Annotated in this window: 3 protein-coding genes; all 3 read left to right on the top strand. The window is 72.5% G+C overall.

What is annotated here, in order from left to right:
* Nucleotides 1-37: 37 nt before the first annotated feature.
* Genes KRR26_RS00545 through KRR26_RS00555 form a run of 3 tightly spaced genes read left to right on the top strand, consistent with a single transcriptional unit; the run spans nucleotide 38 to nucleotide 16,625 of the window.
* On the top strand, nucleotides 38-1,201 hold the full coding sequence (locus KRR26_RS00545; protein WP_120205386.1) for an MDR/zinc-dependent alcohol dehydrogenase-like family protein: 1,164 nt from the start codon (nucleotides 38-40) through the stop codon (nucleotides 1,199-1,201).
* Nucleotides 1,198-10,023, top strand: a complete 8,826-nt coding sequence (locus tag KRR26_RS00550) for a non-ribosomal peptide synthetase/type I polyketide synthase (protein WP_217078864.1) — start codon at nucleotides 1,198-1,200, stop codon at nucleotides 10,021-10,023. Before KRR26_RS00545 ends, KRR26_RS00550 begins: the two co-directional genes overlap by 4 nt.
* Nucleotides 10,023-16,625, top strand: coding sequence for a type I polyketide synthase (locus KRR26_RS00555; RefSeq protein ID WP_217078865.1), 6,603 nt, complete (start codon nucleotides 10,023-10,025; stop codon nucleotides 16,623-16,625). Before KRR26_RS00550 ends, KRR26_RS00555 begins: the two co-directional genes overlap by 1 nt.

The following is a 16,625-nucleotide window of genomic DNA, read 5'->3' on the forward strand; positions in this document are numbered from 1 at the left end:
GGCGACAGGGCGCCGCGCGCGCTTGGGGGGAGAGGTCATGAGCTATCAAGCCGATGCCTGGGTCATCGAAGCGGGTGAGGTGGGACGTCCGGGCCGCGCGCGCCTGAAGCGCACGCGCGTCACCGTGGAGTCCATCCGCGACGACGAGGTCCTCGCAGCGCCGGTGTGTGGCTGCTGGGAGGGCAACACCGAGCACGCGCTGGCGCGCACGCCCATCGACATCTGCCGGGCCCGGCGCGAGCCCCAGGTCGTGCTGGGCAACGCGGGCGTGGTGCGCGTGCTGGAGACGGGCAAGGCCGTCACGCAGGTGCGCACGGGGCAGCTCGCGATGATGTTCCCCAGCGGAGAGACGGACGCGTACGGCTACACCGTCAAGGCGCTCGGCTACGAGGCGCCGGGGCAGATGGGCTGCATGGCCACGCTCATGAAGCTGCGCGGCGCGCAGCTCATCCCCGTGCCGGAGAACTCGCGCCACACGCCCGCGCAGTGGGCCGCGTTCAGCGTCCGCTACGTCACCGCGTGGGCGAACTGGCGGCTGGCCTCGGCGGTCTTCCGACTCCAGGTCCCCGAGGAGGAGTGCCCCACCCCGCAGGCCTGGGGCTGGGGGGGCGGGACGACCCTCGCCGAGCTGACCCTGGCCAAGGCTCAGGGCTGGCGGGCCGTCATGCTGTCCGGCTCGCCGCACCACCTGGATGAGATCCAGCGCGCGGGGTTGGAGGCCATCGACCGGAACACCTTCGGGCGGCTGAGCCACGAGCCACACCGCGTGGAGACGGACCTCGACCATCGCCACGCCTATCAGCAAGCGGAGACGGCCTTCCTCGCCGAGGTCGCGCGCCGCACCGAGGGCGCGATGGTGCACGTGTTCCTCGACTACATCGGCACGCCCGTCCACCGGGCCACGCTCCGGGCGCTGGCGCGCCAGGGCGTGCTCGCCACCGCGGGCTGGAAGGAGGGCATGGAGCTGACGCTGCTGCGCGCGCGGGAGTGCATCACCCGCCACCAGCACATCCACACCCACTTCGCGCGCTACCAGGAAGGACTGGACGCGGTGGCCTATGGCGAGGCCATGGGCTGGATGCCGCAGGTGGACAGCCGGCTGTACGGGTTCGACGAGCTGCCGGCGCTCGCCGATGACTACCACCGAGGCGCGACGGGGTACTTCCCCTGCTTCCTCGTCAACGCGGAGGAGTGGACATGAGGCCCGTGGACGGGGGCGTCACCGCGCTCCTCACCCGCGTGTTCGACCTGGGCATTCGTCTGTGGATCGAGGACGGGAAGCTGGCCATCGACGCGCCTCACGGCGCGCTCACCGCGGAGCTTCGCGAGGCGCTGGCCGAGCACAAGGCCGAGGTGCTGGCGCTCCTGGAGCATGGCCAGGGCGACGCGCGCGCGGCCGAGTTGCCGGCGCTGCTGTCGCGCCCTCGCGAGCGGCACCTCCCCTTCCCGCTCACCGACATCCAGCAGGCGTATTGGGTCGGGCGTGGGGGCGACGTGGAGCTGGGCGCGGCCATCCACGTCTACGTGGAGATCGACAGCGCCACGCTGGAGCCGGAGCGGCTCGGCGCGGCGTGGCGTCAGCTCATCCAGCGCCACGAGATGCTCCGCGCGGTGGCGACCCCGGACGGCTCGCAGCGCATCCTGGCCCAGGTCCCCGCCTACGAAGTGGCCGTCGAGGACTACCGCGCCTTGCCCACCGAGGAGCGTGAGCGCCGGTTGGCGGCGCACCGTCAGCGCCTGGAGCATCAGGTACTCCCGCTCGACACGTGGCCGCTCTTCGAGCTGCGCGCGGTCCGACTGGAAGACGGACATCGCCTCTTCTTCAGCCTCGACTGCACCTTCGTCGACTCGTGGAGCGTGCAGATCCTCTTCCGCGAGCTGATGCAGTGCTACGCGACCCCCGACGCGCGCTTGGATCCTCCCGAGCACCGCGCGTCCTTCCGCGACTACGTCCTGGCCACGCAGGCCCTGCCTGAGACGGAGCGCTACCGCCGCTCGCGGGAGTACTGGCGCGAGCGCATCGGCACGCTTCCACCAGCGCCGGACCTGCCGCGCGTCCCCAGGGCGCGGGGCGCGCGGCGCCCGCGCTTCGTGCGCCGCGAGGCGCGATTGGAGCGCCCTCGATGGGAGCAGCTCGTGCAGCGCGCCCGCGAGCTCCAGCTCACCCCCACGGGGCTGCTGCTCGCCTGCTACGCCGAGGTGTTGGCGCACTTCAGCAAGAGCCCGCACTTCACGCTGAACGTCCCGCTCTACAACCGCCTGCCTCTCCATGAAGACGTGGGGAAGATGGTGGGCACGTTCTCGTCCTTCCTCCTCGTGGAGGTGGACCATCGCGCCGGCGGCTCCTTCCAGGAGCGGGCCCGCGCGCTTCAGGCGCAGCTCTTCCGCGACCTGGAGCACCGCGACATCGGCGGCGTGGAGGTGCTCCGGCAACTCTTCCGCGAGCGAGGGGGCATCTCCGGCGCGCTCATGCCCGTGGTGCTCACCAGCTTCGCCAGCGGCGTGGAGGGGTGGGACTCGTGTTGGGTGGATCATCTGGGCCGCGCGCTCGGCCGCGTCGTGCACTCCGTCACGCAGACGCCGCAGGTGTGGATTGACCACCAGCTCGTGTTCCAGGACGGCGGCGTCTTCTTCAACTGGGACTCGGCCGATGAGCTGTTCGCGCCCGGGCTCCTCGACGCGATGTTCGCCGCGTATCAAGGGCTGCTTGAACGACTGGTGACCGAGCCCGACGTCGTGCGGGAGCAGCCGTTGCGGCTGACCGCGCCTCGCGTGGCGGCCGGGCCTCGGCGCGACAGTCTCGGCACGGACGCATTGCTGCACACGCGGTTCGTGGAGCAGGCCCTCGCGAATCCCGAGCGCCTCGCGGTCATCGCGCCCGAGCGCACCCTCACCCATGGCGAGCTGCTCGCACGCGCCACGGCCCTGGCCAACCAGCTCAGCCGCGAGGGGGCTCGCCGGAACCATCCCGTGGCGGTGGTCATGGAGAAGGGCTGGGAGCAGGTGGTGGCCACGGTCGCGGCCTCGCTCGCGGGCGCGCCGTATCTGCCCATTGACGCGGGCGCCCCCCGTGAGCGGCGATGGCGGCTGCTGGCGGATGGGGGCTGCGAGCTGGCGCTCACCCAGCCCTGGCTCGACGCACAGCTCGAATGGCCCGAGGGCGTCCAACGCTTGCCGGTGACCGCCGGGCCCGCCGCGCCCGTTCATCGCGACGACGTTCCTGTCTCCGCGCAGGGACCGGATGACCTGGCCGTCATCATCCCCACCTCGGGCTCAACAGGCCGCCCCCAGGGCGTCATGCTGGCCCATCGCGGACTGGTCCACGCGCTCGATGAGACGCTGCGCGAGTTCCAGGTGGGCCCGGAGGATCGCGTCCTCGCGTTGACCGCGCTGCATCACGACATGTCGCTCTTCGACGTGTTCGGGATGTTGTCCGCGGGCGGGGCGATCGTCCTGTGTGAGCCCGCCGCGCGCAAGGAGCCCTCGCGCTGGGCCCAGCTGCTGCGGCGTGAGCGCGTCACCGTGTGGAACTCCGTGCCCGGAATGATGGAGATGCTCCTGGCGCATGCGCAGGAGCGGCCCGAGGCGCTCGCGCCCACGCTGCGGCTGGCGTTCCTCGGCGGGGACTGGATTCCGCTCAGCCTCCCGGAGCGACTGCGCGCGCTCGTGCCGGGCGTGCAGCCGGTGAGCGTGGGCGGCCCCACCGAGACGAGCCTGTGGAACATCTGGTACCGCATCGGCGCCGTCGAGCCGGACTGGGCGAGCATTCCCTACGGCCGGCCCATCGCGGACACGCGCTACCACGTCATGGACGAAGCGCTCCGCGAGCGGCCCGTCTGGGTCCCGGGGGAGCTGTGTTGCGCGGGCGTGGGCGTGGCCCAAGGGTACTGGCGGAATCCGGAGCGCACGCGCGAGCGCTTCGTCACGCACCCCGTCACGGGCGAGCGGCTGTATCGCACGGGTGACCTCGGCCGCCTGTTGCCGGATGGGAACATCGAGATTCTCGGCCGCGTGGACTTCCAGCTCTCCATCCTCGGACACCGCGTGGAGCCCGGGGAGATTGAGGCCGCGCTCCGCGCGCATCCCCAGGTTGAGGGCGCGGTCGTGGTGGCGGATGGAGACCGCCACGCGCCTCGGCTGGTCGCGTACGTGGTGGACAAGCCCGGCGCCGCGCTGGGCGCGGAGACGTTGCGCGCCCATCTCCAGGAGCGGCTCGCGGAGCACATGGTCCCCGCGGTCTTCGTCTTCCTGGAGCGATTCCCCCTGGGCCCCACCGGGAAGGTGGACCGCGCGGCGCTCCCCCGGCCCGAGACCGCGCTTCCCTCCCCTGCGCCTCGGGGTCCCGAAACCAGCGCGGCGCCCCCTGACGTCGAGGAGGCCTTGGCGGAGCTCGTTCGGGACGAACTCCGCGTCCCTGCGGTGGACCGGCGTCGCAGCTTCTTTGAACTGGGCGCCAACTCCGTGCACCTGGTGCGCATCGCCGCGCGCATCCGTCGCGAGCTGGGCGTGGACATTCCCACCGCCGAGCTGTTCCAGAACGCGAACCTGGCGGCGTTGGCCGCGCACCTCGGACGCGCGCGGCGGGGCGAAGCGGGAGCGCCCGCGGCCCGCGTCCTGGAAGCCCGCGCGAGCGCCCTGGAGCGCGGCCCCATCGCCATCATCGGAATGAGCGCACGGCTCCCGGGCGCTCCCGATGTCGAGACGTACTGGCGCAACCTCACCGGCGGCGTCGAGTCCGTGCGCTTCTTCACCGACGAGGAGCTGCTCAACGAGGGCCTCGCGCGGGAGTTGTTGCAGGACTCGCGCTACGTGAAGGCGGGCGCCGTGCTGGAGGACATCGCGGGCTTCGACGCGGGGTTCTTCGGCCTCACGGCGCGGGAGGCGGTGCTGACGGATCCGCAGCACCGCCTGTTCCTCGAGTGCGCCTGGGAGGCCCTGGAGCGCTCGGGCTATCGCCCGGACGCCACGGGGAAGAAGGTCGGCGTGTTTGGTGGCAAGAGCATGGGCCACTACCTCACCCCTGCCTTGGACCTCTCCCAGCCGCTGCCCTACTTCCAGCGGCTGTTTGGCAACGACAAGGACTTCGTCGCCACCCAGGTCTCCTACAAGCTCCACCTCACGGGTCCGAGCATCACGCTCCAGACCGCGTGCTCCACCTCGCTCGTGGCCGTGGCGCTGGCGTGCCAGTCGCTGTGGAACCGCGACTGCGAGATGGCCCTGGCGGGGGGCGTGTCCATCAAGGTCCCGCACCACTTGGGGTACCTGTCCGAGCCGGACTCCGGGATGTTCTCGCCGGATGGGCACTGCCGCCCGTTCGACGCGCGCGCGCAGGGCATCCTCCCCGCGAGCGGCGCGGGCCTCGTGGTGCTCAAGCGGCTGGAGGACGCGCTCGCGGATGGGGACCACATCCACGCGGTCATCCTCGGGGCGGCGGTCAACAACGACGGCGGCGACAAGGTGGGCTTCTCCGCGCCCAGCCGCGACGGGCAGGCGGAGGTCATCGCACGCGCCCAGGCCATGGCGGGCGTGGCACCCCACACGGTGCGCTACGTGGAGGCCCACGGCACCGGCACCCCCATGGGGGATCCGCTGGAGATCGCCGCGCTGACGCAGGCGTTCCGACTGGGGACCGAGGACACCGGCTTCTGCGCGGTGGGTTCATCCAAGTCCAACTTCGGCCACCTGGACACGGCCGCGGGCGTGGCCGGGCTCATCAAGGCCGCGCTCTCCATCGAGCGGGGCCTCATCCCGCCGACGCTCCACTTCGACACGCCCAACCCCGCCATCGACTTCGCGCGCACGCCCTTCTACGTCAACACGCACCTGCTGCCGTGGCCGGACGATGGCCATCCCCGTCGCGCGGGCGTGAGCTCGTTCGGAGTGGGCGGCACCAATGCCCACGTCATCCTCGAAGAGGCGCCCCGCCGCGTGCCCGAGCGGCTTCGCAGGAGGGACGCGACGCACCTGGAGCGCCCGCTGCACCTCTTGCCGCTCTCGGCGCGAAGCCCCAGCGCGCTTCAGGTCCTGTCCCGCCGCTTCGAGGACCTGCTGGCCGACGCGCCCGAGTCCGCGTTGGCGGACATCGGGTACACCGCGAGCGTCGTCCGCTCGCACCTGCCCCACCGGCTGGCCATCGTGGGCCGCACGCCTCGCGAGATGCGCGAGCAACTGCGCGCGGCGCGCGAGGGGCTGGCCGCGCCCGGCATCATGCGCGGCACCGCGGAGGGGACACCGCGCGTGGCGTTCCTGTTCACCGGCCACGGCGCCCACCACCCCGGCATGGGGCGCGGGCTCTATGAGACACAGCCCGTCTTCCGTCGCGCGATGGAGCGCGTGGATGGCCTGCTGCGCCCGGAGCTGGACACGCCGCTCGTGGAGGTCCTCTATGGCAAGGAGGGCCGGCGCCTCGCGGAGGTCGCCTATGCGCAGCCCGCGCTGTTCGCCGTGGAGTACGCGCTGAGCGAGGTCTGGCGCGCATGGGGCATCACCCCCGACGCGGTCCTGGGCCACAGCCTGGGCGAGTATGTCGCGGCCCTCCAGGCCGGTGTCTTCAGTCTCGAGGATGCGGTGCGGCTCGTCGCGGCGCGCGGGCGACTCATCGAGCAGCTGGGACTGGAGGGCGAGACGCTCGTGGTGCTCGCGGACGAGGCGCGGATCCGCGAGGCCGCCGCACCGTTCGGGACCCGGCTGGCGATTGCCTCGCTCAATGCGCCCGAGAACATCATCGTCTCGGGCGAGGGCCCCGCGGTGCGCGCGCTGGCGGAGGACCTGCGCGGCCGAGGCATCGAGACCAAACGGCTGGAGGCCTCTCGAGCCGCCCACTCGCACCTCATGGACCCCGTGCTGCCCGCGTTCGAGGACCTGGCGCGAGGCATCGCGTTCCAACCGCCCTGCGTTCCACTCGTGTCCAACCTCACGGGCCGCTGGGCGAGGCGAGAGGTCGCCTCGGCGCGGTACTGGGCTCGCCATCTGCGCGAGCCCGTGCGGCTCGCCGATGGCATGCGGGCGCTGGGCGAGCGAGGCATCCACGTCTTCTTGGAGCTGGGCCCCAAGCCCACGATGTTGTGGATGGGGCGCGAGTGTCTGCCCACGCAGCCCGCGTTGTGGTTGAGCAGCCTGCGACAGGGACATGACGATTGGCGCCAGATGCTGGAGTGCCTGGGCGCCCTGCACAGCCGAGGCGCGCCGGTGGACTGGCGAGGCTTCGAGCAAGGACGTGCCCGCCGTCGCGTGGTGCTGCCCACGTACCCCTTCGAGCGTCAGCGCTACTGGGCGGACGAGGCTGGAGCACGCGCCGGGCCAGCACGCGTGGGGCACCCGCTGCTCGGCGCACGCGTGGAGTCCGCCGCGTTGCGGCCTGGGGAGCTTGTCTTCGAGTCTCGCCTGGGCATCACGACGCCGGCCTACCTGGGTGACCACCGCGCCCGCGGCACCGCGCTGCTGCCCGCCACCGCACACGTCGAGCTGCTGCTCGCCGTGGCCGCCGTGGCGCTGCCCGAGCGCGCACCCGTCATCGAGGAACTGCGGCTGGAACACGCGCTCGTGCTCCCCGAGCATGGCGAACTCACCGTGCAGGTCGTCGCGCGCCCACGCACCGACGCGGCCTTCGAGGTGGAGGTCTTCCGTCGCGAGGACCCTCCGGGGAGTGGCGCGACCTGGACGCGCCATGCCGTGGGGCTCCTTCGCGCCGCGCGCGCCGACGAGCAACCTCCCGCGCGCCTGGACACGGCACGCGCCAGCACAGGCGAGGTGGAGACCGGGGACACGCACTACGAACGGGCCCAGGCCCTGGGCATCACGTTCGGCGAGGCGTTCCGCGGCCTGCGCGAGCTGTGGCGCGACGACATGGGCGTGGGGGCGCGCATCGAGAGTCCCGCGTGCCTCACGGCAGAGTGCGCGCCCCACCATGTGCACCCCGCGGTGTTGGACGCCTGTCTCCAGCCCGTGGTCGCCATGGCGCCGCCACCCGCGCCAGGAGAGTGGTGGGTGCCCGCGCGCTTCGAGCGGGTGCGCGTGCACCACCTGCCCTTGCCCGCGCGCCTGGTGAGTCGCGTCACCCAGCGGACTCCGCTCATCGCGGACGTGGCGCTCTTCGACGAAGCGGGGAACGCGTACCTCAGCGTGGAGGGCTTCGAGCTGCGCAGGACGCGCGGCGATGCGCTCGTCCCCGAGGCCCGTCCGGGGTTGGCCGAGGCGTTGTACGAACCCGGCTGGCGAGAGCAGGCGCGCCCCGTGCGCGAGGTCGTGCCTCCGCCTTCCACGTGGCTCATCCTCGCGGACGACCAGGGCCTCGGCGAGACGCTGGCGACGCAGTTGGAGGAGGCTCGCGAGTCCTGCATCGTCGCCCATGCGGGTGTGGGGTATGCGCGGCGAGGCCCACGACAGTTCCAGGTGGACCCCTCGCGCCCCGAGGACTTCACGCGGCTGCTCGATGAAGCCGTGCCTCCCGGACGTCCGTTGCGGCAGGTGCTGTACCTGTGGGCGCTCGATGCGCCCGCGCCCGCCGGGCTGCAAGCCGAGGGGCTCGCGCGGGCGAGCGTGCGCATCTGCGGCGGAGCGTTGCATCTCGTGCAGGCGCTCACCGGACGCAGCGACGCGCCTCCCGCGCTTCACTTCGTCACGCGCGGCACGCGGGGCACGGACGTCGGACTCCAATCCGCGTTGTCGGGGCTGGGACAGGTCATCGCCCTGGAGCACCCCGAGCTGGGATGCCGGTGCGTGGACCTTGCCCCGGGGAGTGGCCTGGAGGCGTGCACGGAGCTGCTCGCCGAGGTGCGTTCGGGCAGCCTGGAGGCGCAGGTCCAGCTCGACGCGGGACGCCGCCGCGTGGCACGCCTGCGCCCCGCCGAGGCCCTGGGCTCGCCCGAGTTCCTTCGCCCCGACGCGACCTATCTCATCACGGGCGGCTTTGGCCGACTGGGACAGCTCGTCGCCCGCGCGATGCTGGAGCGCGGCGCACGGAACCTCGCACTGCTCGGGCGACGTGTCCCGCCGCGAGGCAGCGAAGGGCTCGCGGCGCTTCAGGCCACCGGCGCGAACGTCGTGCTCCTGGAGGCGGACGTCTCCAAGCCGCGCTCGCTCGCCGCCGCGGTGGATGGCGTGCGGCGCGCGATGCCTCCCTTGCGCGGGGTCATCCACGCGGCGGGCACCGTGTTGGACGGCCCCGTGCAGACGCAGTCCTGGGAAGCCTTCGCGAGCGTGCTGGCGCCCAAGGTCCAAGGCGCGTGGAACCTCCACCGCGCGACGCAGGGCGTGGAGTTGGACTTCTTCATCCTCTTCGCGTCCGTGGCGTCGCTGCTCGGCAACGCGGGGCAGGCCAGCTACGCGGCGGCCAACTCCTTCTTGGATGGACTGGCCCGACACCGACGCTCGCTAGGACTTCCCGCGCTGAGCATCGCGTGGGGCCCCTGGTCCGATGAGGGCGCCGCGGCGGGTGAGGCCACCGCGGAGCGCCTCCGTCGTCAGGGGCTCGGACTGTTCTCACCCGCGCAGGGGCTCGCGGTGCTGCATCGCCTGTGGAGCCATCCCCACGCGCAGGTGGCCGTGGCCCCCATCGACTGGAAGCCCTTCCTCACGACCCACGCTTCGACGTTCTTCGCGGACATGTCACTCCAGGTCGAGGCGCCGCGACGCGCGGGCGCCGCGAGGCTCCTCCAGCGCCTGGAGGCAATGCCCCCCTCGGAGCGGCATCCGCTGCTCCGCGCGCACGTGAGGGAGCAGGTGGCGGCGGTCCTTGGACTGGCGCCCTCGGCGGTCGGGATGGGGCGCGGCCTCTTCGACCTGGGGCTCGACTCGCTCGGCTCGTTGGAGATCCGCAATCGGTTGCAGGCCTCGCTCGCGTGCGACCTCCCCTCCGTCGTGGTGTTCAAGCATCCCAGCGTCGAGCAGCTCGCCACCTACCTGGCCACCGAGGTGCTCCGGATGGATCCACAGACGCTCGCCGGAGAACCTGGGACCGCGCAGGAGCCTCCCTTGGAGGAAGTCATCCGGCGACTGGAGCGGAAGCTGGAGGACCTGGGCTGATGCGCGCGCCCTCTTCCACCTCGACCTCCGAGGCCCTGCTGCGCCGCGCGCTGCGCGCGTTGGAGCAAACGGAGTCGCGGCTGCGCGCCCTCGAGAACGGGCGCCACGAGCCCATCGCGATCGTCGGCATGGGCTGTCGCTTCCCGGGAGGCGTGTCGAGCCCCGAGTCCTTCCGCGCGCTGCTCGCCAGCGGCAGGGACGCGGTGACGGACGTTCCTCGCGAGCGCTGGGGCGTGGATGCACTGCACGCCCCGGAGCTGGATGTTGCTGGGATGCCCGTCACGCGACGCGGGGCGTTCATCGACGGCGTGGAGCACTTCGACGCGGCATTCTTTGGCATCAGCCCGCGCGAGGCCGACCGGATGGACCCTCAGCAGCGGCTGCTGCTGGAGGTGAGCTGGGAGGCCCTGGAGCGCGCCGGCATCCCCCCCAGCGCGCTCGCGGGCAGTCGCTCGGCCGTGGTGATGGGGGTGGCGAGCCACGACTACTTCGGGCTGTCCACGCAAGCGCCCGAGGACATCGATGCCTATACGGGTTCCGGCACGGCGTTGAGCGTGGCCGCGGGGCGGCTGGCCTATGTGCTGGGACTCCAAGGGCCGGCGTTCACGGTGGACACGGCGTGCTCCTCCTCACTGGTCGCGGTCCATCTCGCGTGCCAGGCGCTGCGCCATGGGGAGTGTGACCTGGCGCTCGCGGGAGGCGTGAGCCTGATGCTCACCCCCGTGCTCGCGATGATTGAGTCGCGCACGCGGATGCTGGCGCCGGATGGGCGGTGCAAGACCTTCGACGCGGCGGCGGACGGGGTGGTTCGCGGCGAGGGCTGCGGCGTGGTGGTCCTCAAGCGCTGGGAGGATGCGCGACGCGCGGGAGACCCGGTGCTCGCGCTCATCCGAGGCTCGGCCGTGAATCAAGACGGTCGCAGCGCGGGGCTCACCGTGCCCAACGGCGCCGCGCAAGAGGCCGTCATCCGCGCCGCGCTGGAGGCGGCCCGGGTGGCACCGGAGCACATCGGCTATGTGGAGGCGCACGGCACCGGCACCGCGCTCGGAGACCCCATCGAGGTCGAGGCGCTGGGCGCGGCGCTGACCCGAAACCACTCGGGCCGGGCCCCGCTGTGGGTCGGCTCGGTGAAGCCGAACATCGGCCACCTGGAAGCGGCGGCGGGCATCGCCGGGCTGATGAAGCTGGTCCTCGCCCTGGAGGATGGAGTCCTCCCCCCTCACCTGCACTGCCAGACACCCAACCCGCGCATCCCCTGGACCGCGTTGGGTGTGCGCGTGGTGAGCGAGCCCACGCCCTGGCCCGTGCTCGGTGGCCGTCGCGTGGGCGGCGTCAGCGCGTTCGGGTTCTCGGGAACCAACGCGCACGTGGTGGTGGAGCAGGCCCCCTCGGCGCCAGAGGACACCTCGGGAATGTCGCGGCCCTGGAGCCTCATCACGCTGTCGGCCACGACGCCGGAGTCACTCGACGCGCTCGTCGCGCGGCACCGCTCCCATCTGGAGACACACCCCGCGCGCTCCCTGCGCGATGGCGCGACCACGCTCCACTCGGGGCGCGCGCACTTCCGACACCGGTTCGCCTGCGTGGCGCGGACCCCGGAGGAGCTGGTGCGCAAGCTGCGCGCCCGCGACGCCCTGGAAGCCGTGGCGAGCGACGAGCCTCCGCGAATGGCCTTCCTGTTCAGCGGGCAGGGCGGACAGTACGCGGGCATGGGGCGCGAGCTGTATGAGACAGAGCCCCACTTCCGCGACGCGCTGGACCGCTGCGCCGCGGGGCTGGCGCAGCGCATGGAAGCACCGCTGCTCGAAGTCCTCTTCGACAGCAGGGGCGACACGCTGTCACGCACCGCGTGCGCCCAGCCCGCGCTGTTCTCGCTCCAGTACGCGCTCGCGGCGCTGTGGCGCTCGCTGGGCATCGAGCCCATCGCGGTGTTGGGCCACAGCGCGGGGGAGTTGGCCGCCGCGTGCATCGCGGGCGTGTTCTCCCTGGAGGATGGGCTGATGCTGGCCGCCGAGCGCGGTCGGCTCATGCAAGACCTCACTGAAGCCGGACGCATGGTGGCCGTCTTCGCCGAGCCCGAGCGCGTCGAGCGCGCCGCGTCCGCCCACGCCGGCCGGCTGGCCATCGCAGCGCGCAATGGGCCGCGCCATGTCGTCATCTCGGGAGAGCGGGCAGCCGTGAGCGCGGTGCTCGGCGCCCTGCACGCGGAGGGAGTCGAGTCACGCGGGTTGGAGGTCTCCCATGCGTTCCACTCGCCGCTGATGGAGCCCATGCTGGCGCGCTTCGCGGCCGTGGCCGAGCGCGTGCGCTACAGCCCGCCGCGGCACTCCTTCGTGTCCACCGTCACGGCCAAGGCGGTGAGCGCGGAGCTGACCGAGGCCCGATACTGGGTCGACCACATCCGCCAGCCCGTGCGCTTCGCCGAGGCGCTGAGCGCCCTCACGCGCGAGGACATCACCGCGTTCCTGGAGTTGGGACCGGGAACCACGCTGACCGAGCTGGCCCGTGGCCTGTTGCCTTCGTCCGCGGCGCCGTTGCTCCCCAGCCTCCGCCGTGACCACTCCGAGTCGCGGCGTCTCCTGGAGAGCCTGGGCGCGCTGTACGTCCAAGGCGCGCCCGTGCGCTGGGCCGGGCTGGAGGCGGGTGCGCCAGGGCGCCGCGTCGCGCTCCCGACCTACCCCTTCGAGCGCCGCCGCCACTGGCTCCCCACCGCGCGGACGCCCTTCACCGTCCCTCCGCGCAGCGCGGCCTCGGAGGCTTCACCCGAGCACCCGTTGCTCGGGCGCCGCCTGGGCTCGCCCGTGCACGGGCGCGATGAGCTGCACTTCGAGGCACACCTGGGCACGGCTTCGCCGCCCCTGCTCGGACAACACCGCGTCTTCGGTCGCGCCGTGTTCCCCGCCACCGCATTCATCGAGCTGGCACTCGCCGCTGGCGCGCAGGCCTTCCGCACCGAAGCCCTGCGCGTGGAAGGGCTGGAGCTCACCCATCCCCTGCTCCTCCCCGACGAAGGCACCCTCCGCGTCCACACCGTGGTGGATCCCGTGGAGGACGACCAGCGAGCGGTCCGTGTCTTCAGCCAGGGAGAGGGCGACAGCGAGACATCCGCCTGGCGCCTGCACATGAGCTGCGCGGTGCGCCGCGAGGAGGAGCCCCGTCCCGAACGCCGCGCGAGGCCGGGCACGTCGGGAGAGGCGCGGCTCGACATCGAGGCGCATCACCAGCGCACCCGCGAGCACGGCCTGGAGCTGGGCCCCCTCTTTCGCGCCCTTCAATCCCTGTGGCGCACACCGCGCGGAGGGGCCGCGCATGGGGTCCTCCCGCCCTTCACGGAGCGCTATGTCCTGCACCCCGCGTTGCTCGACGTCTGCCTCCAGTCCCTGAGCGTGGGCTTCGGCGCGGCCGTGGAGGGTGAGGCGTTCCTGCCGGTGAGCGTGCACCGGCTCACGGTGCACGAGCCGCCCCACGCGGAGGCCTACTGCGAGGCCCAGCCGGGGCCGGTCTCCGACGAGGGTCGGCTGCGCGTCGACGCGCGGCTGGTCGCCGGAGATGGGCGCGTGCTCGTCACCGTGGAGGGACTGGAGCTGCGCCGCGCGCGCCGAGAGGCCGTGCTGGGCGGGCTCGCCTCCGCGGACTGGCTCTACGCCGTGGAGTGGAGACCCGCGCCCCGAGGCGAGCGAAGCGCCGACTTCATCCCGCGCCCTGCCGACGTGGCCACGGCCCTGGAGCCTCGCCTCGCGACCTTGGTCTCTCCCGCTGAGACCAGGGCCTACGAGGACGTCCTGATCCGACTGGAGACGATGAGCCTGGGCTTCATCCACGCGGCGTTCCATCGAATGGGGGCGGACTTTCGCCCCGGGCAGCACCTCGGCACGAGTGAGCTCGCGACACGGCTCCAGGTCGTCCCCTCGCAGCGTCGGTTGTTCGGGCGAATGCTGCACATCCTCGGCGAGGAAGGCCTCTTGGAGCGCGTCGGCATGGGCTGGCGCGTGCGACACGTCCTGCCGGATACACCCTGGCATCCCTCCCCGCCCCAACCCTCGGATTCGGCCTCCGCGCTCGCGCAGTTCGCCATGCTGGCGCGCTGTGGGGGTGAGCTGTCCTCCGTCCTGCGCGGCGAGCAGGATCCGCTGGACCTGCTGTTCCCCGGCGCGAGCCTGACGGAAGTGGCCGAGCTGTACCGCGGCACGCCCGTCATCCGATTGATGAACACCGTGGCCGCGCGCACGGTGGAGCAGGCGCTCGCCGCGGCACGCCCCGGTCGTGTGGTCCGCATCCTCGAGGTCGGCGGAGGAACGGGGGAGACCACCGCGTTCGTCCTGCCCAGGCTCGTGCCCGAGCGGACCGAGTACACCTTCACCGATGTCTCTCGGCTCTTCATCGACCGCGCCGCCGAGCGCTTCGCCGCGTTCCCCTTCCTGCGCTACGACGTGCTCGACATCGAGCAGGAGCCCACGGGGAAGGAGCGCTATGACCTCGTGCTCGCCTCGAACGTCGTTCACGCGACGCGCGACGCACGCCAAGCCCTCGGCCACCTGCGCGCGCTGTTGGCGCCTGGGGGTGCGCTCGTCCTGCTGGAGGGAACGACCGCCCTGCGCTGGGTGGACCTCACCTTCGGGCTGACCGAGGGCTGGTGGCGCTTCGAGGACGGCGGGCTGCGCGCCGACTATCCGCTCCTCCCGGCGGAGCGCTGGCGCGAGGCGCTCCTGGAGGTGGGCTTCGAGGAGTCCGCCGTCATCTCACCTCGGGGACAGCTCGCGCCGGTGTTGGGACAGCAGGCCGTGTTGATGGCGCGGACCCCGAGGGCTCCGCGCGAAGGTCGCGCCGCGGGGCACTGGCTCATCCTGGGCGATGCGGGCGGCGTCGGCTCGGCGCTCCGCGACCGGCTCCAAGCAGAGGGCGGCACCTGCACCCTCGCGTGCCGAGGGGCGGTCGGAAGCGCCGTCGACGCAGCACCGTCGCGGGTGCTCGCGGCGATACCGAATCCACGCGGCATCATCCACCTGGAGTCGCTCGAGAGCGGAACGTCACCGGACCTCACGCCGGAGGAACTCCGCGCGGCTCAGGCGCGCGGCTGTGGGAGCGTGCTCCAACTCCTCCAGGCGCTCCTCCATCGCGAGCGTCGGGCGCTCCCCACGCTCACGCTGGTGACCCGCGGCGCGCAGCCTCTCGAGGGAATCCTGCCGGGCGTGGCGCAGGCTCCGCTGTGGGGCATGGCCAGGGTCATCGCGCGGGAGCACCCCGAGTTCCGCTGCCGCGCCATCGACCTGGGGCATCCCCGCGACGACCTGGAAGTCGAAGCCCTGGTGGAAGAGCTGCTCGACGCCGATGACGAGCAGGAGGTCGCGCTGCGCGGACGCGAGCGGCACGTGGCGCGACTCGTGCGCGCGCCACGCCTTGCGCCAGGTCAGCCCCTGCGCCTTCACGCGGACGCGACCTACCTCGTGGCGGGAGGCTTCGGGGGACTGGGCCTGCTCACCGCGCGCTGGCTCGTGGGGCGAGGCGCCCGGCACCTCGCGCTGCTCTCCCGTCACGCGCCAGGGCCCGAGGCACGAGCGGCGCTCGAGGACTTCGCGCGCCGAGGCGTCACGGTGTTCACGCGCGCCTGTGACATCTCCCGCGAGGCCGAACTCTCCGCGGCGCTGGGTGACCTGTCCCGTCGCCTCCCACCGCTCCGGGGCATCTTCCAATCCGTGGGCGTGCTCGATGACGGCGTGCTCGCGGGCATGAGCTGGGAGCGCTTCTCCGCGGTGCTGGCGCCCAAGGTCGAGGGGGCGTGGAACCTCCATCGGCTCACGCGAACGCTGCCGTTGGACCTGTTCGTCCTCTACGGCTCGGCGGTGTCGATGCTGGGCGCGTGGGGGCAGGCGAACCACACCGCCGCCAACGCGTTCCTCGATGCCTTGGCGCACCATCGCCGTGCGCTCGGGCTGCCGTGCACCTGCATCGCGTGGGGCGCATGGGAGCGCGTGGGCGCGGCGGACCGAGCCCAGGCCCCCGAGCGACTGCGCGCCCTGGGCATGGGCGCGCTGGGCGCGGAGCAAGGGCTCGACGTCCTCGAACGTGTCCTCGCGGCGGGGACGACCCACGTCGGCGTCATGCCCATCACGTGGACCGACTTCGCGAGCAAGGTCGGGGCGAGCCCCGCGCTCTCCCTCCTGCTCGCGGAGGCGCGGGCCCCGACGACCGAGCCCTCGGGCTTCATCGCGCGCATGGAGTCAGCGGCCCCGCGCGAGCGATGGGCCCTGCTGGAAGAGCACGTGCGCGGTCAGCTCGCGCGAGTCCTGGGCATGAGCAGCCTGGAGGAAGTCGGCGCACAGCAGCGGCTGTTCGACCTGGGCCTGGACTCGCTCATGGCGGTGGAGCTGAAGAACCGGCTGGCCGCGAGCCTCCAGCGCCCGCTGCGCTCCACCCTGCTCTTCGACTTCCCGCGCATCGAAGCGCTGGTCGAGCACCTGGGACGCGACGTGCTGGGCGTGTTTCCGCCCCCCGAGCCCGCCGCCGCGCTGCCCGCCGAGCCCGTCGAGCGGGACGTGCGGGACATGTCCGACCCGGAGCTGGAGGCGCTCATCACCCGGGAGTTCCAGCTCGTTCCCCGCTGA

Origin of the sequence: Citreicoccus inhibens (assembly GCF_019039035.1) — a bacterium.
Lineage (GTDB): Bacteria > Myxococcota > Myxococcia > Myxococcales > Myxococcaceae > Citreicoccus > Citreicoccus inhibens.

Bases quoted from the DNA above. Each gene is read 5' to 3' on its own strand.
- KRR26_RS00545 (WP_120205386.1), top strand. From the start codon at position 38: ATGAGCTATCAAGCCGATGCCTGGGTCATCGAAGCGGGTGAGGTGGGA.
- KRR26_RS00550 (WP_217078864.1), top strand. From the start codon at position 1,198: ATGAGGCCCGTGGACGGGGGCGTCACCGCGCTCCTCACCCGCGTGTTC.
- KRR26_RS00555 (WP_217078865.1), top strand. From the start codon at position 10,023: ATGCGCGCGCCCTCTTCCACCTCGACCTCCGAGGCCCTGCTGCGCCGC.